A 24,033-nucleotide genomic window follows, 5' to 3' on the forward strand; every position below is an offset into this window, starting at 1 on the left:
ACCGCGCCGCCTCATGTGTGTCGCGCCGCTGCTCGTCTGCCCAGGTGGTCCGATCGGCGGCGCGGTCGTCCAAGGCGCGGGCGACGTCATCAAGGCCGGCACGGGCGCCGCGTCAAATGCGGTGATGGGAGGGGTCGTGAGCTGGGCGGCAGACGGCGCCGCGTGGCTCATCACCGAAGTCAGCAAGCAGATCGAGCGCTCCACGCGCCCCGCGCTCGACAGCAGATGGTTCGCGCAGCGGTACGCGGGCATGGTCCAGCTCGCGGCCGCGCTGGCAGCGATCTTCCTCCTGCTCGCCGTAGGACAAGCAATCGTCGCGCAGGACCTCGGCCGCCTATTGCGCGCCGCGTTCATCGCGCTCCCCTCGGCTCTGCTCTTGACGTTCGCCGCGGTGACGCTCGTCGAGATCGGTCTCGCAGTCACCGACTGGATGACGACGTGGATCCTCAGCGGGACGGACACGCAGGTGAGCTCGGCGTTCCACGGGCTCGGGAACATCCTCTCGGCGACGAACGGTTCGGCGCTCGCGCCGTTCGTGCTCTTCCTCAGCTCGCTGGTCGTCTCGCTCCTGGCGTTGCTGGTCTGGCTCGAGCTCGTCATGCGCGAGGCCGCGGTCTATGTCGCGGTCGCGTTCCTGCCACTCACGCTCGTCGCGGCGGTGTGGGAACGAACTGCGCATTGGAGCCGCCGGCTTGCCGAGTGGCTCGTCGCGATCATCCTCTCGAAGTTCACGATCGCCGCGGCGTTCGCCCTCGCCGCGTCCGCGATCGTCGAAGCGCCCTCGTCGGGCGGCGGGCTTAGCGCGCTGTTGGCCGGGTGCTCGGTGCTGCTCGTCGCGGCGCTGACTCCGTGGGCGCTGCTGCAGATCCTCCCGTTCGCGGAGGCCGCCGCAGGCCGGACACTCACACGACGCAGCGTCTCCGGCGCGGCGGGCGCGGTGCCTGGCGCGGGAAGTACAACCGCTGCCACACGACTGCTGCTACTGAAGAACCTCGGCGGGGCCGGCGCAGCCCGCGTTGACGCCGCCTCCGCGAACCAGCCGCAGCCAGCGCAACCGACGTCGATAATCCGCGACGGCGGACCGGCGTCACCATCGCTCCCGACGCTCCCGCGCGAGCGCCCGACCCCGCAACGAGGTGCACGCAAGTGATGACGGAACACGGGCGCAGCTATCGGTTCGGCCCTCTGGAGCGACGTGGCTTCGCCGGTGGGCTTCAACCCGGGCAGGTCGCATGCCTCGCCGCCACGTGCATCGCCGCGGTGGTGGTGTTCCGGCTCTCGCCGTCCGGCCTGGGCTTCGTGACCGGCGTCGGGCTCGTCGTCGCCGGAGCGGCCCTCGCGTTCGTGCCGATCCATCGCCGCCCGCTGATCGCCTGGCTTCCGGTCATCGCAGCCTCCGTGCGTGGGCGCTCATATCGATCTCCGGCGGTGAGCGCCGGCATTACAAGCGGTCTGGCCGGCGAGCGGCCGCGACGCCCGGCGTCGCTCCCCCGTTGCCTCGATGGCTGCGAGCTTGTCGCGCAGCCGGTCGGCGATCAGGACGTCGGCATGCTTCGCGACCGTCGAGCCGCGACGCTCACAGCCGTCGTCGCGGTCCGAGTGCGCGCCTTCGGCCTGCTCCCGACCGACGAGCACGAAGCGCGACTCGCGCGTTGGGGACAGCTGCTCGCCGGACTCGCGCGGACGCGAAGCCCGGTGCGCCGGCTGCAGATCCTGCAGCGCGCGCTGCCGGCCGAAGGCGACGGGCTGTGGCGCCACTTCTTCGAGGCCCGCGATCCGTCGATCCCCGACGACGCTCCGGCGAGCGGGTCCTACCGCTCGCTACTCGACGACGCTCAACAGGTCACGCAAGATCGCGAGATCCTGCTGGCGCTTCAGATCGATGAGCGCAGAGCCTGGAGTCGCGCCGCCCACGACGCCCAAGTCCAGCATCTGGATCGCGACGAGCAGGCGCAGGCGATCTTGCTGCGCGAGCTGCGTGGCTTCGTGGCCCGGTTCCAGCCGATGGACGCCGAGGTGGCCGGCGTGCTGACTTCGGAGCAATACGTCACCGCGATTCGCAACGCGTACGACCCCTATCGGCGCCGGCGGCTCTCCGCCGATCCGGCCGATGTCGTGCCCGGGCCCTTGGACGTCGGACCTAGCGCCGCGGAGCGCCGATGGCGAAGCTACGTCGCTGAGGGCGGATGCCATCGGACGTACTGGATCGCTCAATGGCCGCGGCTCCCCGTAGGCCCGTTGTTCCTGACGCCTCTGCTGCTCGGCGCGCATGCCGTTCACAGCGTCGCCGTCGTCTTCGAGCCGGTCCGGCCAGAGCGCGCGCGGCGCGGCGCGGAAGCGGCGATCACGAGTGACGAGGCGGACGAAGAACTCCGCAGCCGCCGTGGGTTCAGGACGTCAGCCGTCCAGCGTCGCAAGCAGGAGGCGGCGATCCGACGTGAGGAGGAGCTCGCCTCGGGCCACGAGGAAGTGCGCTTCGCCGGGTTCGTCACCGTGTCGGCTTCGTCCGAGGCCAAGCTCGAGGACGCATCCGCGCAGGTCGAGCACGCCGCGGAGCAAGCTCGCCTCGACCTGCTCCCGCTCTGGGGAGAGCAGGACGCCGGATTCGTCCACGGCGCGCTTCCGGTCGCGCGCGGGTTGGCATCGACCCGCGGTTTCGGTGTGCTGTGAGATCAAGGCTCGCGGAACGGCCCGGTCATCGGGCGACGACCGCCAACGCGCAGGCGATCTATCCGTTCTTCGCCGAGAACGGGCTCGGTGAGGGCGGCGTGTTCATCGGCACCGACGTTCACGGATCGGCGTTCACATACGACCCTTTCGTCCTCTATGAGCGGCGCCTGGTCAGCAACCCGAACCTCTTCATCGCCGGCGAAGTCGGTGCGGGCAAGTCGTCGCTGGTTAAGAGCTACCTCTACCGGCAGGCGCTGTTCGGGCGCGTGCCCTGGATCGCTGACCCCAAGGGCGAGTACACCGTCCTCGCTCACGCGCTCGGCGTGGCTCCGATCAAGCTCGTACCGGGTGGCGACGTCCGACTCAACCCGGTCGCGCGCGAGGCAGGCCCCGCCGGCCAGCTGAGCCTGCTTCGCGCGTTGGCCGCCGGGCTCCTGCGAAGACGACTCGACCCAGAGGAGGAGGGCACGCTTCGCGAGGCACTTCACGTGGTGAACGCGGACGAGCTCGACGAGCCCACGCTGCCCGCGATCGTCGAGTTGCTCTTCGAGCCGACGGACGCCATGGCGAAGGGCCTCCACACGACCGTACGGGGCCTCACCCAGCGCTCGCGGAACGTTGCCCTGGGCGTGCAACGCCTTTGCGAGGACCTGCGCGGCATGTTCGACGGCCCGACCACGCCCGGCCTCCGGCTTGACGGGCGCGCAGTCGTGATCGACCTCTCCGCGTTCTACGACTCAGCCGTGCTGGGCCTCGTGATGACCTGCGCGTCAGCTTGGCAGCGAGGCATGATCGCGCGGTTGCACGCTGAAGCCGACGCGGAGGAGCGTCCTCCGCGAAAGATGATCAACGTCTTCGACGAGGCCTGGCGCGCCCTCGCCGTCCTCGGCGTCGGTGAGTGGCTGCAGGCGTCCTTCAAGCTCTCCCGCCGCGACGGCGTCCAGAACGTCGTCGTGATGCACCGCCTCTCGGATCTCTCGGCCGCGGGCGCCGCCGGGAGCCGGGAGCGAGAGCTGGCCGAAGGTCTCCTCCACGACGCCCAGACGCGAGTGATCTACCGCCAGGCACCAGACAACGTCGCGCTCACGCGCGAGCTCCTCGGACTCAGCTCCGTCGAGGCCGAGCTCCTTCCTGAACTGGCGGACGGCGTCGCTCTCTGGAAGGTCGGCCCTCGCGCGTTCTTGGTCCAGCACCGGTTCTCGGACGTCGAGGCGACGATCATCGATACGGACGGGCGGATGCTCGACCACGACGCGAGGTCGGCGTGAACGTCCCGCGTGACGACGGGCTCCACCCGGTCGAGCTCGCCGTCGGGGTGATTGCCGTCGGAGCGGCACTCGCCGCTGCGCTGACGTGGCTGGTTGCCTGCGTCGCCGCTCTCGTGTTCACCGGCCGCTGGCCGCACTTGCAACTCGTCGACGCCCTGCAGGCACTCGCACGGATGCCTGACCACCTCGATTCCCCGCGGGACGCCTGGCCGTTGAGAGCTCGAGAGCAGCTTCCTGGCGCCGTGGCGATCTACGCGTCCGCGGCGGTTGTGTTCGGCGGTGTTCTCGCGTTTGCGTGGCGACTCGGGCTCGCCCGAGCTTTACGTGGTCCCGACACATCGCAGGGCGCGCGCTGGGCGACGACGCGACAGCTCCGCCGCCTCCTCGTTCGTCGACCCGCACCACGACGGGTGACGCTCGGACGTCGCGGCCGGCGGCTCGTCTGCTGCGAGCCGCTGCACTCGACGCTCGTGATCGGTCCGACGCAAACCGGCAAGACGACAGGACTCGCCGTGCCGGCGATTCTCGAGTGGGACGGACCAGTGCTCGCGACCAGCGTCAAGACGGACCTGCTGCGCGACACGATCGACGCCCGGGCCGACCGCGGCAACGTCCAGCTCTTCGATCCTGCGGGCAGCACCGGCCTGGAGAGCGCCAGCTGGACTCCGCTCGTCAGCTGCCACACCTGGGCCGGCGCGCGCCGCACGGCGGCCTGGCTCGCCGAGGGGGCCTCCGCGAGCAAACGCGGCCTGGCCGACGGCGACTTCTGGTACGCCGCGGCGGCCAAGCTCCTCGCTCCGCTCCTGTTCGCCGCTGCCCGTTCAAAGCGCACGATGGCTGACGTCGTGACCTGGGTCGACACGCAGGAGGAGTTCGGCGTCCGGAACGCTCTCGCGGGCACTCACGAGCGCGACGCCATCAACGCCTTCGAAGCATCGACCGGCCGCGATGAGCGCCAGCGGTCATCGATCTACACCACCGCCGAGACCGTACTCGAGGCGTACGCAGACCCTGACGTCCTCGCTCGGTCACGGACCGCCGGCATCCGCGCCGACGAGCTGCTCAGCGGCGGCCGCCACACGCTCTACCTCAGCGCCACGGTGCGCGAGCAGCGCCGCCTGCGACCCGTGTTCGTCGCGCTGATCGAGTCGATTGTGGAGGAGGCCTACCGCCGTTCCGCGGCGACAGGTCGGCCGCTCGACCCACCGCTACTCGTAGTGCTGGACGAGGCCGCCAACGTCGCGCCGCTTCCCGACATCGACGTGATCGCCGCCACCGGGGCCGGCCACGGCGTCCAGCTCCTCACCGTGCTCCAGGACTTGGCTCAGGCACACGATCGTTGGGGCCGGGATCGCGCCGACACGATCGTCAACAACCACCGCGCGCGAGTCATCGCGACGGGCACCGCTGACGAGCGCACGCTGCAGTACGTCAACCGCGTGCTCGGTGACACCGAGATCCGCCACGAGTCCTCGACGATCGGCGAGCCCGGACGGCGCTCCACGACGGTGTCGTCGAGCTTCCGCCCGCTCGCGCCGGCGAATATCGTGCGCGAGGCCGCGCCCGGCTCCGCGCTGCTCCTCTACGGGAGCCTTCCGCCCGCCTGGATCAAGTTCCGGCCGTGGTTCCGCGAGCGGTCGCTGTCGCGAGCGGCTCGGCCGTCGTGAGGTTCATCGCTCGAGCGAATTGCGCGCGATGCCTCGCTCCTGGTCGCGCGCAGGTGGATCGGGCTCTGCCGTGAACTCGCGGAGCTGAGCCGCCTCGATGTCCAACTCGCGGAGGCGGTTCTCCTGCAGCACACGAATGCCGCGACCACGGTCCTTGCTGCGCCGCCAGAGCCGGCGCCGAGGCTTGCGATCGCTGAGCTGCGACTCGATCCGCGCGCGTTCTTCTTCCAGCTCGCGTAGCGGGTCCTTGTTGCCGCCCGGCGAACCGACGTCGTTCGCCATCAGTTGCGCTCGACTGCGGCGGAGGCCGGCGAGCAGTTCCTCCTCAGGCGTCCGGCGCGAGCCGGGCGCGATCTCGTCGCGAGCGCGATCCGCCGCGCCGACCATGTAGAGGCGGTTAGCGTGGCGACCGCGGCTCATCGCCGTGTACGCCCACTCTCGGTACATCATGTCCGACGCCAGCACGAACGCCCGCTCCGCCGTCAGGCCCTGCGCCACATGCCCGGTAACGGCGTAACCGTGCGCCACGACCGGATCGCCGTGGGTGGTCGCCTGGTCCACATAGTCACGGCCGAGCGCGACGTCGCGGCCGGCGAGCTCGACCACGAGCCCTTCGTCCGTCGACCTACGCACCACCCCGCGATCGCCGTTGGCCACTCCGAGCCGGCTGTCGTTCTGACGCAGGACGACCGAGTCGCCGACGCTGAACGGCTCCCCGGCGATGACCAGTTCGCCTCCGCCGGCGATGCGCCCCCGCTCGATCATCAACTCGCGCGCGAGGCGGTTGAGTGACCGGACGTCGCTGCGTCGCAGCGCGATCATGATCCCACCCGCCGGGCCGCCGGCAGACCACCAGTCGCCGACGAGCTGACGCTGCACGGAGGCCGAATCTTCGGCTATGGCGAGGCGTCCGTGACGCTGATACTCCTGTAGCGCCGCCCCGACCTCACCGTCGCGAAGCTCCCGCAACGCACGGCGCTCCCACGCGGCATGCTGGCGACGGTTGTCGTCGAGCGTGATGGCCGGCAGGCGGCGCGCCAGCCCGCGGAAGGAACCGCCGGCCTCGAGCTCGGGCAGCTGGCGGTGGTCGCCGGCCAGGACCAGCTTGCCGTTGACGGCCACGACGTGCCGGAGTACCTCCGCCAGCGCACGGGTCGGCACCATCGAGGCCTCGTCGAGCACGAGCACGGACCCCTCGGGCAGGGGATCGAGACCGAGCTTCAAGCGACGCTGTAGCGCGGCGATGCTTGTCGACTCGATGCCGGCGCCATCGCTCAGCTCTCGCGCAGCACGTCGTGCGACCGCGGCTCCGAGCACCGTGGTGCCGTTGGCTTCCCACGCCTCGCGCGCCGCATCCAACGCGTAGGTCTTGCCAGTACCAGCCTCGCCGATCACGACTGCGACCCGGTCACCCTCACAGGTCAGCCGCTCCACCATGCGCCGCTGCTCATCGGCGAGCGCAGGTCGTCGCGACAGCGCCCGCCTAAGGGTGTTCGCGGTCACCACACCGGCCCCGCAGCCGCGGCCGGCGAGCGCGGTTTCGATCACCTCGCGCTCGCGCGCGAGCAGCTCCGGCGTCGAGTAGCGCCCGTCGAGGCGCGAGTACACGATCCGTCCGTCGCGCCGGCGGATCACCGGTGTCGCCTCGCCGGGCTCCAGCACCGGCACGGCCCTGCCGGACGCGATGTACCGGTCCGCCGCCTTCTCCAGTCCATCGATCCCGATGCCCGCTTCGGCAGGCACCGCCGCGGCGAGAGCCTGTAACACGTTGCGGCGCGTGAACGTCGACACCCGACGCGTCAACCCCGAAGGTCCTGCCAGTCGCGCGAACACCCGCTCCCACTCGACCGGCAGCGGTCGTTCTAGCGGCCGCCCGAGCACGGCTCGGAGCGCACGGCGATCGAACCCGAGCCGCGCAGCGCGATGTCGCCACTCGCCGACCAACTCGTCCGGCACGACGCCGTAGTCCTTGCGACGTCGTGTCGCAAGCGTCGCCATCCGAGCCGCGGCCGCGCTCGACTCCCCGCGACGGCGCAACTCTGCCTCGACCTCGGCGCGCCGCCGGCTGAACGCGCGCAGAACGCCGGGGGGCACGCCGTCGATGTCGGCGATCCCGTTGCGCGGCGGCGTCCATTGGACCCCGAGCCGGCGCGTCAGCCGCTCACGCAGCGCGGCCTCGTAGAGGTAGCCCGCGGTCTTGGCATGCTGGTAGATCCCGCGGCCGTCCAGCGCGGACCAGCGACCATCGTGCCCTTCGACGAGGTTGGCGACCAAGACGTGCGTATGCAGCTGCGGATCGCCGGCGCGCGACGTGCGATGGCGAAACGCGGCAGCGACGAAGCCCTCGCCCTCGATCAGCGCGGTCCCGCCCCGGCCGCGCCGGCCGCGAGCGGCGACTCGCTCCATGTAGCCGACCGCGTCTGCGACGGCGGCCTCGTGCTCAGAGCGGATGGCCCGCCGCAACGGCTCGTCGCCGAGCCCGAACAGCACGCTCACGCTCTTGGGCGCGGAGAACGTGAGGTCGAAGCCGGGCACCCGGCGCGCGTGGTCTGCGACGATCTCTGCCCCGGTCGCCGGGTGCGCGCCGGCGAGGACGCGCGTAAGTCCCTCGCGGTCGACGGGCCCCCCAGCACCGAGCCGCCGACTGCCGGCGCCGAGCCAGTACCCAGGCGCCTCGTTGCCGGCGACGTAGTAGTCCTCCACGCCGCTGCCGACGCTCGCCGCCCGACTGACCCGCCCGGCGGCCTGGTCGAGGTAGTAGTCCGCCTGCCCGGCGGCGAGCTTGCCGATCGAGAGCACCGCATGGGCTCAGGCCGACAAGCAGCGCCTACAGGCAGGCGAGTTGAAGCGCGCACCCGCGGGTGCAACTGCGTGCCCGGTTTCCTGCAGCGAGCGGTGAGCGCGCCACGACCGGGCTGGCATGTCTCGTTGTTCGCCGGGTCGTGCAGCTACCGCTCAATGCGCTTCTGACCTTTCCACCCGCAGTCTCATCTGGTCGGCACCACCGCCTCCGGACGGTTGACATTCACTGGCGGTCGACCCGCGGCGCACGCCGAAGCGTGCTCGGCGACTTCTTCGGAGAAGTCGCGTCGCTAACTGTTGACGATTCGGGATCGGGACGGACTCGATCGCGTCATGGTCGAAGTCTGAGACGACGATGATCCGCGTCCGTTGGCCCGGCGGCTCGGCGACGAGCTCGCGTGCCGCCGCCGCGTCCGTGCGGTTCCCCCCGCTCACCTGCCCCGTCCTCGCGCCGACGTCCCGTTGCTATCGCGAGGCATGGGTGGCGCGGCATTCACGGCGATCGTTGCACACCAGCGACGGGCCGGCTCCGACGGTTGGGGCGACGCGCGATCATCAGCGGTCGAGCATGTGATCGCAGCTCGCCGCACGCTTTCCAGGCGCGGACGCGACTCTCCCGATGGAGCCCGAGCGCACGCTGGCGCTGGGCTCGTGTTCAGACGGGTGCACCGATTGTCCGCCGATCGAAGGACGACACGGCGTGCTCCTCGCCGCCCAGGGTGCTAGTCCGCCTATACGAGTGCCAGTCGAAGGTCTGTCGTCTGACCATCGGATCTTCCGACGATCGCTCGTGCACGCCTCCGGGTGAGTTCGGTCGAGTCCTGCCCGCCTGCATGGATTGACTAGCGCAGATCGGCCAACACGCTCGCCTGCGCGCGTCGGCCCGCGTCAGAGAAGCGGACCCGTCGCCGACCTACCGAGAGATGAATAGAGGGGACGACGACCGCAGCTCGCGATCGGCAAGGGCACGATGCGCCGACCGGGAAGCGTGGCGTCCAGCTGCAGCGTCCTGGCGCACGGAGGTACATGCTCGGAGGAGTGGCCGGAGCTATGAGCCGGTCAGCGGACCCACATTGCCCGTGTGTTCGTCGACGAAGCGTCGGAATTCCAGAATAGGATCGCTGCGTACATGGATGTCTTCTCGCTCCGGGACCATCTGGTCAAGGACTATCAGCACTACGTCGAGAGCTTCATCGAGATTCGCGATCCCCGAATCGCGGATCACGTCGCCCAGGAGCTCAAACGTGGACTTCTCTGGCCCGACCCGCGGCTTCAGATCAACCCCGCCTTCGCCAAGGGTGGCCTGATCGACGAACTGGCCGACGAGAGCGTGCTGCATGAGGAGTGCAAACGGATCTTCCGGGTGGGCAAGGACGACTCGCCATCCTCTACGGGACAGTCGCTGATGCTGCACCGCCACCAAGAGGAGGCGATCCGCGTGGCGAGCCGGGGTCGCAGCTACGTCCTCACGACCGGCACCGGCTCGGGCAAGTCGCTCGCGTACATCGTGCCGATCGTGGACCACGTCCTGAAAGCGGGACCGGGCGATGGACGGATCAAGGCGATCGTCGTGTATCCGATGAACGCGCTGGCCAACAGTCAGGCGCACGAGCTCGAGAAGTTCATCCGCTACGGCTACCCGACGTCGTCGGCGCCGCTGACGTTCGCCCGTTACACCGGCCAGGAGAACGAGGAGCAGCGCGAGCGGATCCGCAACCATCCGCCGGACATCGTGCTCACGAACTACGTGATGCTCGAGTACATCCTCACGCGCCCTGAGGATCGCAAGCTGATCAAGGCCGCCGGGGATCTCGCGTTCTTGGTGCTCGACGAGCTGCACACCTACCGCGGCCGCCAGGGCGCCGATGTGGCACTGCTCCTCCGACGCGTACGTGAGGCCACCGGCGCCCAGCACTTGCGGTTCGTCGGCACGTCGGCCACGCTGGCCGGGCCGGGCAGTTGGAGCGATCAGCGCAAGGCGGTCGCCTCAGTCGCCACGCGCCTCTTCGGCCTGCCTGTGGACGACGACGCAGTGATCGGCGAGACGCTTGAGCCCGCGACGCTGCCGATCGACCTCGACGACCCGGCGACGGTCCAGGCCCTCCGTGCGCGGGTGGAGGCCGGGTCGCCACCGTCGCGGCGGGCGGATGTCGCCGGCGACCTGCTCGCACAATGGATCGAGCGACACCTAGGCGTTCGCCCTAGCGGATTCGAGGACCGGCTGGTGCGCAGCACGCCGCGGCCGCTGACCGGCGCCGACGGGGCCGACGACGCGCTCGCGACGATCACCGGGCTCCCGAGAACAAGCTGCCTTGAGGCGCTGCGCGCCACGTTGCTTGCTCGTGACGAGGACGACCGTCCCGTCTTCGCATTCCGGCTGCACCAGTTCCTCAGCGGGGGCAGCAAGGTCGCAGCGTCGGTGGACGCGCCGGACGTGCGCGAGATTTCCACCGGCGGGCAGCGCTACGTACCCGAGTCCGACCGGACCCGCATCCTGCTCCCCCTGTGCTTCTGCCGTGAGTGCGGGCAGGAGTACTACAGCGTCCGCCTACGTGAGGGCGCCCTGGAGCCGCGCGAGGTGTCCGAGCGAGACGGCGCCGAGAACGGTTATCTCTACGTCTCGGTCGACGCGCCGTGGCGCGAGGAGGACGTCCTGGACCGCATCCCGCAGGACTGGCTGCGTCCGGACGGGACAGGCGTCAAGCCCTCGCGCCAGAAGGACTTGCCGCGCGCGCTCGAGGTCGATGCCGCCGGCAACGTGGCGCCGGGCGGACTGCCGGCGACCTTCGTGCCGGCCCCGTTTCGCTTTTGCCTCCGCTGCGGCGTCGCCTACGGGCTGCGCCAGCAGGCCGATTACGGCAAGCTCGCGACGCTGGGCGGCGGGGGCCGGAGCACGTCGACCTCGATCCTTGGGCTTTCCACCGTTCGCCGTCTGCGCGCCGAGTCGGACCTCGACGAGGACCAGCGCAAGGTCCTGAGCTTCACGGACAACCGACAGGACGCCTCGCTGCAGGCTGGCCACTTCAACGACTTCGTGGAGATCGGCCTGCTGCGCTCGGCGCTGTACCGGGCGGTCGAACAGGCGGGAGCAAGCGGCATCGGCTACGACGAGCTCGGTCGTGCCGTGCTCCAGCAGCTTGCGTTGCCACTCACCGCGTACGCGGCGAACCCGACGGCCAAGCCGGGGCCACTGAACGAGACCAAGCGCGCGATGGCGGACGTCATCGTCTACCGGCTGTTCCTCGACCAGCAGCGGCTTCGGCTCACGTCACCGAACCTCGAGCAGGTGGGGCTGCTGCGTATCGGCTACCCCTGGCTTGAGGAGTGCGCCACCGGATGGTCCTCCGAGCTGCCCGAGTGGTTCGAGGGAGCTGAGCCCGAGTCCGAGGTTTTGTCCCTCCTCGACGGCCTCAGCTCCTCGAAGCGGCAGCGCATTATCGGCGTACTGCTCGACCACCTGCGCCGCGAGCTCGCGATCAAAGCCGACCAACTCGACCCGCTCAGCCAGGACGCGCTGCGCTCGCGGGCGAACCAGCGACTCATCCCGCCATGGGCCGTCGAGCAGGACCGGCTGGAGTTCAGTGGGATCGTGCTCCCGCGCCCGCGTGCGGCCGACGACCCGCGTAGCGCCGCGTATCTGTCACCGCGCGGAGCGTTCGGGACGTTCCTGCGACGCTGCTTCGAGCACCCGCTTACGCTCCAGGACACTGCGGCGATCATCGCCCAGTTGTTGCATGGTCTCGAAGACCATGGGCTGCTGGACCGCGTCGCCGAAGGCGATCCTCCGGCGTTCCAGCTGCCGGCTAGCGCGATGCGCTGGCTGCCGGGCGATGGGCGCACGTACCACGACGTGCTGCGCGTGCCGCAGGCGTCAAGCGAGGGTCGGCGGCCGAACCCGTACTTCGAGGAGCTCTACCGTCACGTCGCGCAGGACGCTGGCGGAATCAAGGCCGCCGAGCACACGGCGCAGGTCAACCCGGAGAAGCGCCAGGACCGCGAGCAGGCCTTCCGCGACGGAGATCTGCCGGTGCTCTTCTGCTCGCCGACGATGGAGCTCGGCGTCGACATCTCGTCGCTGAACGTGGTGAACCTCCGCAACGTCCCACCGACGCCCGCCAACTATGCCCAGCGCTCCGGCCGCGCCGGGCGCAACGGCCAGCCCGCGCTCGTCTACACGTTCTGTTCGAGTTGGAACAACCACGACCAGTGGTACTTCCGGCGCCAGGAACGGATGGTCGCCGGGCAGGTCGCCCCGCCGCGGCTCGACCTCGCCAACGAGGACCTCGTTCGCGCCCATGTGCACGCCGTCTGGCTCGCCGAGACGCGGGCCAAGCTGGGCAGCGCCCTGACCGAGCTGCTAGACGTCGACGGGCAGTCGCCATCGCTCACGATCCGTCATGACAAGGCGACGCAGCTCGGAGACCCCCAAGCGCGCGAACGCGCGCGCGAACGCGCCCGCCGGATCCTCGGGCTGCTCGGGCCGGAGGTCCAGGCCGCGGACTGGTTCGACGCCCACTGGGTCGACCGCGCGATTGACCACGCCTACCAGCGCCTGGATCGCGCGTGCAACCGCTGGCGCGAGCTCTACCGATCGGCGCTGGCCTCGATCGAGGCGCAGACACGCGCCATGACCGACCACACGCTGAGCACGCCCGCCAAGGAGGCCGCTAAGCGGCGCCTGCTCGAAGCCCACAGCCAGCTCTCGCTGTTGCAGGCGGGTGCGAGTGGCAGCCAGCAGTCGGACTTCTACTCGTACCGCTACCTCGCCAGCGAGGGGTTCCTGCCGGGCTACAGCTTCCCCCGGCTGCCGCTCTCGGCCTACATCCCCGGCCGCAACGTCAAGGGCACCGACGACTACCTGTCGCGGCCACGGTTCCTCGCAATCACGGAGTTCGGCCCCCGCAGCTTCATCTACCACGAGGGCGCGCGCTACATCGTCGACAAGGTGATCCTCCCCCCGGCGCAGTCCGACGGCGCCCTTCCGCTCGCCGAGGCAAAGCTCTGTGAGCGCTGCGGCTTCCTGCACGAGGGCACCGACGCCGACGTGTGCGCCCGCTGCGGCACAGACCTACCGGCGGCGCTCACGAAGCTTCTGCGCCTGCAGAACGTCTCCACGAGCCGGCGCGACCGGATCACGTCTGACGAGGAGGAACGCCAGCGGACCGGCTATGAGGTCCGGACGAGCGTGCGCTTCGACGAAATGCAGGGCCACGCCGCCCGAAGGTCGGGGACAGCGCGCGACGGCGACGGCGCCTCAGTCGCGGTGTTGGACTACGGCCCCGCCGCGACGGTGTGGCGTGTCAACCTCGGGTGGCTACGCCGCGCCGAGCCCGGCCGCACGGGCTTCGCCCTCGACATCGACTCCGGACGCTGGGAGCGCAACGAGGCCGTCGCGGACGACGAGCCGAATCCCCTCGCGAACGCGCCCAGGGTCAAGCGCGTGGTGCCCTACGTGGCCGACCGCCGCAACTGTCTGCTGCTCGACCCGACCGCCGACCTTCCGGTCGAGGCGATGGCGTCGTTGCAGGCAGCGCTCAAGCGCGGGATCCAGAACGCGTTCAATCTCGAGGACCAGGAACTGGCCGTCGAGCCGCTGCCGACCCCCTCGACCCGCAATCTGATCCTGTTGTACGAGTCCGCCGAGGGCGGCGCCGGCGTACTGCGTCGCCTGCTCGACGAGCCGGCCGCGCTCGCCGAAGCCGCGACCGAAGCCCTCAAGCTGTGCCATTTCGACCCGGTCACGGGCGAGGATCTCGGCCGCGCCGAGCACGCCACGGAACGTTGCGAGGCCGCGTGCTACGACTGCCTGCTCTCCTACGGTAACCAGCGTGATCACGGGCTGCTCGACCGCCACCTCGTGGCCGGCGTCCTCAAGGCCCTCGCCGGCGGAACCGTCCAGGCCGCACCAGGGAGCGGGGCCCCAGACCAGCATCTGCAGGATCTCCTCGCCGCGACCGAAAGCGAACTGGAGCGCCGCTTCCTGCATCTGCTGGCCCAACAAGGTCGCCGGCTGCCAACCAACGCCGGTCGCCTGCTCGCGCAGGCCCGCTGCCGCCCCGACTTCCTCTACGCCGACGAGTATGTCGCCGTCTTCATCGACGGCCCGCACCACGACGCACCGGAGCAGCAACAGGACGACGCGGACGCCGATGCCCGTCTGCGCGACCTCGGCTGGGAGGCCGTCCGTTTCCACCACGCGGCGGAGTGGGAGCAGCTGCTCGACGACCTGCCGAGCGTGTTCGGCGCTGGACGGGCACTGGCGTGAGCTACGCCGCCGGAACCCTCGTCCGCGCCCGCGGACGCGAGTGGGTCGTGCTCCCCGAGTCCGACGAGGACCTGCTCGTGCTGCGCCCGCTGGGCGGGACGGACGCCGAGGTCGCGGGCATCCTTCGTGCCCTCGAGGCGGTCGAGCCCGCGAGTTTCAGCCCGCCTGACGCCGCTGCGGCCGGGGACGCCACGCGCGCGCGACTGCTGCGAGACGCGCTGCGCCTCGGCTTCCGCTCCAGCGCGGGACCGTTCCGCTCATTCGGGCGGATCGGCGTCGAGCCGCGGCCGTACCAGCTCGTCCCGCTTCTCATGGCGCTCAAGCTCGACCCGGTGCGGCTGCTGATCGCCGACGACGTCGGCATCGGCAAGACCATCGAGGCGTCGCTGATCGCGCGTGAGCTGATGGCCCAGGGCACGATCGAGCGCTTCGCCGTGCTCTGCCCGCCGCACCTCGCCGAGCAGTGGCGCGACGAGCTGCGCGCGAAGTTCGGGCTCGAGGCGACGCTCGTGCTCGCCTCGACGGCGCGCCGGCTCGAGCGCGCGCTCCCGGCGCATGAATCGCTGTTCGAGCACCATGACCACGTCGTCGTGTCGACCGACTTCATCAAGTCGCCGGCGCGGCGCGAGGAGTTCGTCCGCACCTGCCCGGAGCTTGTGATCGTCGACGAAGCGCACACGTTTGCCTCCGCGGGCGATCGCGCCCGTCAGCTCCGTCACGAGCTCCTGCTGAGGCTCGGCAGCGATTCCGGCCGTCATCTGATCCTGGTGACGGCGACGCCCCATAGCGGCAAGGAGAATGCGTTCTCGTCGCTGCTCGGCACGCTCTCACCGGAGCTGGGCGCCCTGCCCGCCGATCTCAGCGGCGGCGCGGGCGAGGCCGGCCGACGCCTGCTCGCGCGCCATCTGGTGCAGCGCCGGCGCGGCGACATCACGGCGTACGCGGATACCGAAACGCCGTTCCCGCGGCGCGAGCAACCTGAGCGTGATCCGACGTACCGGCTCTCCCCGGAGCACCGGGAGCTGTTCCAGCGCGCGATCGCTTATGCGCGCGACGCGGCCGGCGCCGATGGGGACGAACGCCGCGTCCGCGTCCGCTGGTGGTCTGCGCTGGCGCTGCTGCGCGCGATCGGCTCGAGCCCCGCGGCCGCCGCGGCAACGCTGCGCTCCCGCGCCGCGAGCGCCGATGCCGCGACGCCGGAGGAGGCGGAGGAGCTCGGGCGCCGGACCGTGCTCGATCTGTCGGACGAAGACGAAGAGAGCCCGGACGTCGCACCTGGCGCCCAGGAGGAGGGTGCCGACGCGGCACTGCGCTCGTCCTCGTGGTTCAACCAGATGGCGCGCGATGCCGAGGCGCTGGCCGGCGCCGGCGACCCGAAGCTTCAGGGTGCGGTGAAGCTGATCAAAGATCTGCTCCGCGACGGCTTCAACCCGATCGTGTTCTGCCGCTTCATCCCGACGGCGGAGTACCTCGCGGAGCACCTGCACACCGCGGTGGGACGTCGGGCGTCGGTGGCGTGCGTGACCGGGCGCCTGGCACCGGCGGAGCGCGAGCAGCGCATCGACGAGCTGTCGGGTGCGGCACGGCGCGTGCTCGTGTGCACGGATTGCCTGAGCGAGGGCATCAACCTCCAGGACGCCTTCGACGCCGTGGTGCACTACGACCTGTCGTGGAATCCAACCCGCCACGAGCAGCGCGAGGGACGCGTCGACCGCTACGGACAGCCCAGTCCCGCGGTCCGGGTTCTGCCGTACTACGGCGAGGACTCGCCGATCGACGGCCTCGTGCTCGACGTGCTGCTGCGCAAGCACCGCGCGATCCGCGACCGCCTCGGCGTCTCGATCCCGGTTCCGGTGGACTCGGGGGCGGTGATGAGCGCCGTGCTCGAGGGCGTCCTGCGCCGCCGAAGCCCGGACACCCGCGCCGACCAGCTCATGCTGGAGGGGTTCGAGTCTCCCGCGCGCGACGCGCTGCACGCCGACTGGGAGACGGCTGCGACCCAGGAGGAGCGCTCGCGGACGGGCTACGCGCAGCGGACGATCCAGGTCGAGGATGTCGTCCGCGAGGTGCGCGCGATGGAGGCCGCCGTCGGCGCCGGGACGGACGTGCTGCGGTTCGCCGAGCAGTCGCTTGCGGCGCACGGCGCCGTGGTCCGCCGCGACGAGGACGGGGCCATCGAGGCGCTGGTCGACGAGGTGCCGCGCGCACTGCGCGAGGCGCTCGGCGACGCCGTCCACGCCGATCGCTTCGACATCGCCCGCCGCGGCGGCGCGCTCGCGCTCACGCGGACGCACCCGGCCGTCGAGGCGCTCGCGCAGCACGTCCTCGATGCGGCGCTCGACGGCGATCCTGCCGCGGTCGCGACGCGCTGCGGTGTGTTGCGAACCGGGGCCGTCGACACGCTGACGACGATCTTGCTCGTCCGCTTGCGCTTCACGCTCACGCTCGGGCGTGGCGAGCGGGCGCGAGATTCGGTCGCCGAGGATGCCTTGACGCTCGCGTTCACCGGCGACCTGGCCGCGCCGTCGTGGCGCTCGCAGGAAGAGGTCGAGCGACTGCTCGACGCTAGTCCGGCGGGCAGCATCCCACCCGACCTGCGTGCGCGCGTGCTCACCCGGGCGCTCGCCGGGCTCGATGCGATGGCCGGCGCGCTGGCCGACCGCGCCGCGCAGCAGGCGCAGGAGATCGAGGACGCGCACCAGCGCGTGCGCGCCGGCGCGCGCGCCTCCGGCGCCCTCCGGGTCACGCCGCAGGGCACGCCGGACGTGCTCGGCCTTTACGTCTATCTCCCCGCCGGGACGCTCTGATGCGGGTCCGCTCGCCCGACCTGTTCGCCACCGTCCGCAGCGAGGGCGGGCTGCTGCCCGTCGACCTGCTCGCACGCGTGGCCGATGCGCGTGACCTGCCCGGGCTCGAGACAGCGTCGTACGGGCTCTTCGGCGAACGCTTCGGCGAGGCCATCACGCGATCGTGGAACCGACTGCTCGGCGCGTGGGCCGCGTTCGATGACGCGCGGGGGAACCTGCGAGCCGACGACGCCGGCGGAGCGCTGACCCGTGACCGCTGGCTCGCGGTGCTGCTGGAGGAGCTGCGTTTCGGGCGGCCGGGCCGCGGGAGCACCGTCCATGCCGACGGGCGCGAGTTCCCCGTGTACACGGTCTGGCAGGAGCGCATGCCGCTGCATCTCGTCGGCTGCAACGTCCCGCTCGATCGGCGCACCCGCGGCGTCCCCGGCGCCGCTGGGCAGAGCCCGCACTCGCTGGTGCAGGAACTGCTGAACCGGTCGGACGCGTTCCTGTGGGGGATCGCCAGCAACGGCCTGCAGCTGCGGCTGCTGCGTGACAACGTGTCGCTGACACGGCAGGCATTCGTCGAGTTCGACCTCGAGGCGATGTTCGCGTCGGAGGCCTACGCCGACTTCGTGGTGCTGTGGCTCGTCTGTCACGCCACGCGCTTCGAAGGCAAGCGGCCCGCCGACTGCTGGCTCGAGCGCTGGACCCACCTCGCCGCCGAGGACGGCACGCGGGCCCTCGAGCGCCTGCGGGACGGCGTCCAGGACGCGATGGAGATCCTCGGGTCCGGGTTCATCGCGCACCCAGCGAACGACACGCTGCGGGCCGCGCTGCACGGCGGAGAGGTGAGCGACGAAGCGCTGCGCCGCTACCTCCTGCGGCTCGTGTACCGGATGCTGTTCCTCTTCGTGGCTGAGGACCGCGACGCGCTGCTGGTCGGCGGTGACGCGAGCGCCCGCGCGCGGTACACGCGCCACTACTCGACGCGGCGGCTGCGCGAGCTCGCGGGCCGCCGCCGCGGCGGCCGCCATTCCGACCTCTACGAGCAGGTCAAGGTCGTCAGCGGGCTGCTCTTCGAGAACGGGTTCGCCGCGCTCGCGCTGCCCGCCCTCGGGTCGTGGTTGTGGTCGCCCGGCGCCGTAGGGCCGCTGGGCACCGCGCAGCTCGACAACCGCAGCCTGCTGGACGCGATGCTCGCGCTGGCCTACGTCGAGCAGGACGCGATCCGGCGGCCGGTCGACTTCCGGCATATGGGCGCAGAGGAGCTCGGCTCGGTCTATGAAGCGCTGCTCGAGCTGCGGCCGCGGGTGCATCTCGGCGCGCAGCGCTTCGAGCTCGTTACCGCTGCCGGCTCCGAACGCAAATCCACCGGGAGCTACTACACGCCGGCCGGACTGATCGGGGCGCTTCTCGACTCCGCGCTCGAGCCCGTCCTCGACCGCGCGGCACGCGCTGACGAGCCGGAGGCTGCACTGCTCGCGCTCCGGGTGATGGACCCGGCGTGCGGCTCCGGGCACTTCCTGATCGCCGCCGCGAACCGCATCGCCCGCCGTCTCGCCCAGGTGCGCACCGGCGAGCTCGAGCCGGCGCCGGACGCGCTGCGGCATGCCGTACGTGACGTGATCGGCTCATGCGTCTACGGCGTCGACGTGAGCCCGATGGCCGTCGAGTTGTGCAAGGTGTCGCTGTGGCTCGAGGCGCTCGAGCCCGGCCGCCCGCTCTCATTTCTTGACCACCGGATCGTCGCCGGCAACAGCCTGCTCGGGACGACGCCCGAGCTGCTCGCGGGCGGCGTGCCCGACGAGGCGTTCAAGAAGCTGCTGGGCGACAACGCGTCCGTCGTGCGCGCACTCAAGGTGCGGAATAAGGTCGAGCAGCGCCAGATGGCGTTGGAGCACTTCGCCGAGGCGCTCGAGTCCGACGAAGACGCGATCTCGCGTAGCGCGGCCGCGATCGGCGCGGTCGACGACCCGCGCGAGCAGGAGCACCGCCACGCGCAACTGCTCGAGTCCAGCGAGCACGAGCGCGCACGCTGGGCGGCGGACGCGTGGTGCGCCGCGTTCGTCGCGCCGAAGATCGAAGGCGTGGTCGCGATCACACAGGATGTCGTGTCGCGCGCCGCCATCGGCGGGCCGGCCGCGCTCAGCGCCGAGGAGCGCGAGGTGATTACCGCCGAGGCCCGCTCGCACCGCTTCTTCCACTGGCATGTCGCGTTCCCGGACGCGTACGCGGCGGGCGGCTTTGACGCCGTGCTCGGCAACCCGCCGTGGGAGCGCGTGAAGCTGCAGGAGAAGGAGTGGTTTGCCACCCGCTCGCCGGAGATCGCGACCGCATCGACCAAGGCCGCGCGCGAGAAGCTGATTGAGAAGCTGCCGGAGACCGACGAGCCGTTGTGGGAGGCTTGGCAGGCCGCGAAACGGCGCGCTGAGGCGGCGTCGTTCCTGCTGCGTGCGTCAGGGCGCTACCCGCTCTGCGGACGCGGAGACGTGAACACGTACTCCGTGTTCGCCGAGGCGATGCGCGGGATGATCGGGCCGGCGGGCCGGCTTGGCGTGATCGTCCCGACAGGGATCGCGACGGACGATACGACGAAGCACTTCTTCCGCGACCTCGTGAGCACGAGGTCGCTCGTATCGCTATGGGGTTTCGAGAACGAGGATCGTGTCTTCCCGGGGGTGCACCACGACACGAAGTTCTGCCTGCTAGCGATCCGACCCCCAACGCCGAACGCGTCGGACCCAAAGTTCGCGTTCTATGCGCGCCAGACAGCCGACATCACCGACGAGTGGCGACGTTTCACGCTGTCGCCGGGCGACATTGCGCTGCTGAATCCAAACACCGGCACGTGCCCGAGCTTCCGCAGTGGCCAGGACGCTGAGGTGACCAAGAAGATCTACCTCCATGTGCCGCCCCTCGTCGCCGAAGGCACGGCGGGCGGGGACGCCTGGGGAGTTCGCTACCGCCGCATGTTCGACATGGCAAACGACTCGGGCCTATTCGATGAAGACCCCGAACACGGCGTACCTCTGTATGAGGGCAAGATGTTCTGGCACTTCGATCATCGCTTTGGAACGTACGAAGGGCAGACCGAGGCCCAGGCCAACTTGGGCTCCCTCCCGACCGTCGGCGAGGCTCAGCACCGCGATCCGCACTACCGAACGAGACCGCGGTACTGGGTAGCGAATCGCCACGTCGTAGCCGCGACTGGCGACGGACCGCCCTGGCTGATCGCGTTTCGCGGGATCTCGCGCGGTGGCGCCAACCGTACACTGATCTGCTCCGCGCTAGCGCCCGTCGCGGTCGGACACAGCGCGCCCTTGCTCGGCCTCGCAGCGAGATCGGCGCGTGAGCGGCTGGCGTTTCTCGCATGCGCCAACGCGCTCGTGGCCGACTACTGCGTCCGGCAGAAGACGACGGGCCAGAACCTCACACTGTTCGTACTCAAGCAGGTCCCCTTTCCCACGCCCGCGATGCTCGCCGAGCCGTGCCCATGGGACCGCGACGTCTCGCAGGTCGACTGGCTCTCCGACCGCGCGCTCGAACTCGTCTACACCGCCCACGATCTCGATGCGATCGCCGAGGAGGACCCGTCGCTGCCGGGCCCGTTCGTTTGGGACCCGGCGCGCCGCGAGGCGATCCGCGCGGAACTCGACGGCGCGCTCGTGCACCTCTATGGCCTTGACCGCGAGGACGCCGAGCACGTGCTTGACTCGTTCGCGGTCGCTCGCAAGTACGACGAGGCCGAGCACCGCGAGTTCCGGACGAAGCGACTCGTGCTCGAGCGCTATGACGCGCTCGCCGCAGCGATTGATGCCAGCGAGCCTTACACAACGCCCCTCGACCCACCGCCGGGCGACCCGCGCGCGACGCACGCCGCGCTCGCCGGCACCCCGCGATGAGCGCACCCGCCGCGCACCTGCTCGTGATCGGCGAACGCACCGCGCTCGCCTGGGTCCTCGGCGAACAGCGGATGGCATTCACGGCGAACCGCCGGACGGAGGCGTCGCGACTGCGCAGGGGCGACGCACTGCTGCTCTACACGACGCGCGGCACCTACCACAACCCGACGCGCGACCGCGGGCGGGTGATCGGCGAGGCGACTGTGCTCGCGCCGGTCGCTCCGCTGACCGAGCCGGTCGCGTTCGAGGGCCGCGAGTTCCCGATCGGCTGCCCGCTGCGCGTCGAGCGGCTCGCGCCGCTGCGCACGGGCGTCGAACTCGGCCCACTCGTGCCGGAGCTCGAAAGCTTCCCTGATCCGGCGACCTGGAGCGCGCGGATGCGGCGGCCGCTCGTCCCGCTCACCGCCGCCGACGCTGAGCGGCTGCGACGGGCGCTCGACGCCATCGCCGGGCCACCGGAAGCGGTCCTGGACTCGTACCTCGCGCTCGCGTGACGGTCGCGCTCGCCAAGCGCGCGCTGCCGCGCCACCTCATGGGCCAGATGCCGGGCGAGCTCGCCGAGGCGATTGAGCGCCTGCCCGAGGCGTTCGGCCAGCAGGGGCTCGGCACCAACCTCGACATCAAGGCGCTCCAGGGCCAGCCCGGCCTCTACCGGCTGCGCGTCGGGGGTTGGCGGGCGGTCTTCCTCCGGGGCGCCGAGGGCTTCCTCGTCGGCGCGATCGGCCCGCGCCGCGACATCTACGAGCGCGTCGCGCGGATGCGGCTCGCGCGCAAGGGCACGGGCCTGCGTCTGCTCGAGGCGCGTGCGCCCGCGGAGCCCGAAGACGGGGCACGTGCCCGCGCCGCAGGGACCACCCGGGCACGCGCGCCGCGGCCAGTCGAGCACAATCCCCTGTCGCCGTTCTCCGACGCGGAGCTGCGCAAGATCGGCGGCGTCGACGACGAGTTGCTCGCGTTCCTGCGCGCACTCCCGGAGAGCGTCGATGTCGCGGCCGCGCTCGGCGAGCGCCTCGAGGACGCGGATCTCGCGCTGCTCCTGACCGATCTGTGGGAACGCCCGCGAGTCCACATTTCCACGTTTTCCGACGGCGACGTGCCGAGCGTCGAAGCGCTGCTGATGGGCGCTGACGAGCTCGAGGAGCGCCTCAGCGCGTCGGACAGCGCGACCGAGTTGGTCGCCACGTCAGGTACTTCCCAGATCCAACGACTCCTCGACGGAAGCATCGAGGAATGGATGGTCTACCTGCACCCGACACAGCGATCGATCGTCCAGGCCGCCTTCAACGGCCCGGCCCGCGTGCGTGGCGGGCCGGGCACGGGCAAGACCGTGGTTGCGCTTCACCGCGCGCGGCGGCTGGCCCGCACCGCGCCGGGAGAGCAGCGGATCCTCCTGACCACGTTCCTGCGCACGCTGCCGAAGGTCTGGCACGGGCTGATGGGGCTGATGGACGCCACGGCGCTCGCCCGGCTCGACGTGGTCAACCTCGACGCGCTCGTCGCCCGCATCTTGCGCGACGCCGGCGAGCGCGTGAGCTACATGGAGGACGAGCAGCGCCGCTCGCTGGCAACGGCGCTGGTGCGCCGCCACGGTCTCGAATCCGCCCTCGGCGGCAACCCGACGCTGCTGCTGGAGGAGCTCGACGCATTCGTCATCGGGCGCGGAATGCGTGATCCCGAGGAGTACTTCGCGCTGCGCCGACGCGGCGGCGGGAGCCCGCTCGCCCGCCCGGAGCGGGAGCGTGTATGGGCGGCGGGCGAGGACTACCGCCGCCAGCTCGCGCGCCAGCGCAAGCTCGACTACGGCCTCGCGCGCCTGCGTGCCCTCGAACTGGTGCGAGAGGGCGCGGGCGAGCGGTACGCCGGTGTGGTCGTCGACGAAGCACAGGACCTCAGCGAGATCAGCGTCCGTCTCCTCCACGGGCTCGATGCGAGCCCGGGCCACTCGGGGTTGATGATTGTCGGCGACGGTCAGCAGTCGATCTATCCGGGCGGGTTCTCGCTTCGCTCGCTCGACATCGACGTGCGCGGCCGCGGACGCGTGCTGACCGAGAACTGGCGCAACACCTGGTCGGTCTGGACCGCGGCGCGGGCGATCGTGGAAGGCGAGGCGTTCGATGATCTCGACGAGGACGTCGGACTGCGACCCACCGGCGAGGAGCCGGCGCCGCTGACCGTCGGTGAGCCGGCCGAGCTGCACGTTCTGCGCTCCCCCGCGGAGGAGCTCGAACTGCTCGGCGCCCTCGTCGCCGAGCGGGTCGAGGCCGGCATCGATGCAGGCGACATCGCAGTCCTGGTCGATGTCCGCCGCAAGGGTGCAGACGCCGAGCGCGCGTTGAAGGCCGCGGGCGTTCCGACGGAGCGGCTCGACCAATATGAGGGCGAACACGCGAACGGCGTGCTCGTGGGGACGTTCCGGAGGGCCAAGGGCCTCGAGTTCAAGGAGGTCTTCGTCCCCGGTCTCGCCGCCGCCGAGTGGCCCTCGCGCTGGTTCGTCCCGCCGGATCTGCCGCGGGAGCAGCGCGAGGAGCGCCTCGCGCTGCAGCGGCGGACGCTGTTCGTCGGCCTGACCCGAGCCCGTGACCGCCTGGCGCTGCTGACGGGCGGCGCACCCGCGGCGCCGGTCGAGCGCGCGCGCTGGGCGTTCGACGTGCGCGAGTACTAGGAGGAGAC

The 24,033-nt window shown here is 70.9% G+C and carries 10 protein-coding genes; 9 read left to right on the forward strand and 1 reads right to left on the reverse strand.

The genetic code is table 11. The features are described from left to right. Positions 1 to 13: 13 nt before the first annotated feature. The 4 genes from H958_RS0105590 to H958_RS0105605 all read left to right on the forward strand — a co-directional run bounded on the left by H958_RS0105590 (position 14) and on the right by H958_RS0105605 (position 5,605). Positions 14 to 1,150, forward strand: coding sequence for a hypothetical protein (locus H958_RS0105590; protein WP_156027717.1), 1,137 nt, complete (start codon positions 14 to 16; stop codon positions 1,148 to 1,150). After that, positions 1,150 to 2,670 carry an SCO6880 family protein gene (locus H958_RS0105595; RefSeq protein ID WP_322090761.1) on the forward strand — a complete coding sequence of 507 codons (1,521 nt, stop codon included), beginning with the start codon at positions 1,150 to 1,152 and terminating at the stop codon, positions 2,668 to 2,670. The genes H958_RS0105590 and H958_RS0105595 overlap by 1 nt, the downstream gene beginning before the upstream one ends. After that, positions 2,667 to 3,938: a hypothetical protein gene (locus H958_RS35235; RefSeq protein ID WP_051323858.1), complete on the forward strand. Its 1,272-nt coding sequence runs from the start codon at positions 2,667 to 2,669 to the stop codon at positions 3,936 to 3,938. Before H958_RS0105595 ends, H958_RS35235 begins: the two co-directional genes overlap by 4 nt. A gap of 410 nt (positions 3,939 to 4,348) precedes the next feature. Continuing rightward, positions 4,349 to 5,605: a type IV secretory system conjugative DNA transfer family protein gene (locus tag H958_RS0105605; protein ID WP_028057943.1), complete on the forward strand. Its 1,257-nt coding sequence runs from the start codon at positions 4,349 to 4,351 to the stop codon at positions 5,603 to 5,605. A 3-nt stretch (positions 5,606 to 5,608) separates the two neighbouring features. On the opposite strand, the gene mobF is transcribed toward H958_RS0105605, so the two are convergent. Next, positions 5,609 to 8,404, reverse strand: coding sequence for a MobF family relaxase (mobF, locus tag H958_RS0105610; RefSeq protein ID WP_028057944.1), 2,796 nt, complete (start codon positions 8,402 to 8,404; stop codon positions 5,609 to 5,611). 1,132 nt (positions 8,405 to 9,536) lie between these two features. Here mobF and H958_RS0105615 point away from each other — a divergent pair. Genes H958_RS0105615 through H958_RS0105635 form a run of 5 tightly spaced genes read left to right on the forward strand, consistent with a single transcriptional unit; the run spans position 9,537 to position 24,025 of the window. After that, positions 9,537 to 14,672, forward strand: a complete 5,136-nt coding sequence (locus tag H958_RS0105615; protein WP_028057945.1) for a DEAD/DEAH box helicase — start codon at positions 9,537 to 9,539, stop codon at positions 14,670 to 14,672. Beyond that, entirely contained in the window at positions 14,669 to 17,479 is a 2,811-nt protein-coding gene (locus H958_RS0105620) for a helicase-related protein (protein WP_028057946.1), read from the forward strand. The genes H958_RS0105615 and H958_RS0105620 overlap by 4 nt, the downstream gene beginning before the upstream one ends. After that, positions 17,479 to 21,363, forward strand: a complete 3,885-nt coding sequence (locus tag H958_RS35240) for an Eco57I restriction-modification methylase domain-containing protein (protein ID WP_037409303.1) — start codon at positions 17,479 to 17,481, stop codon at positions 21,361 to 21,363. The genes H958_RS0105620 and H958_RS35240 overlap by 1 nt, the downstream gene beginning before the upstream one ends. Further along, positions 21,360 to 21,857 carry an EVE domain-containing protein gene (locus tag H958_RS0105630; protein WP_028057947.1) on the forward strand — a complete coding sequence of 166 codons (498 nt, stop codon included), beginning with the start codon at positions 21,360 to 21,362 and terminating at the stop codon, positions 21,855 to 21,857. The genes H958_RS35240 and H958_RS0105630 overlap by 4 nt, the downstream gene beginning before the upstream one ends. Further along, positions 21,854 to 24,025: a UvrD-helicase domain-containing protein gene (locus H958_RS0105635; protein ID WP_028057948.1), complete on the forward strand. Its 2,172-nt coding sequence runs from the start codon at positions 21,854 to 21,856 to the stop codon at positions 24,023 to 24,025. Before H958_RS0105630 ends, H958_RS0105635 begins: the two co-directional genes overlap by 4 nt. Positions 24,026 to 24,033: the final 8 nt, after the last annotated feature.

It is taken from the genome of Candidatus Solirubrobacter pratensis, from assembly GCF_000425945.1.
Classification (GTDB): Bacteria; Actinomycetota; Thermoleophilia; order Solirubrobacterales; family Solirubrobacteraceae; genus Solirubrobacter; species Solirubrobacter pratensis.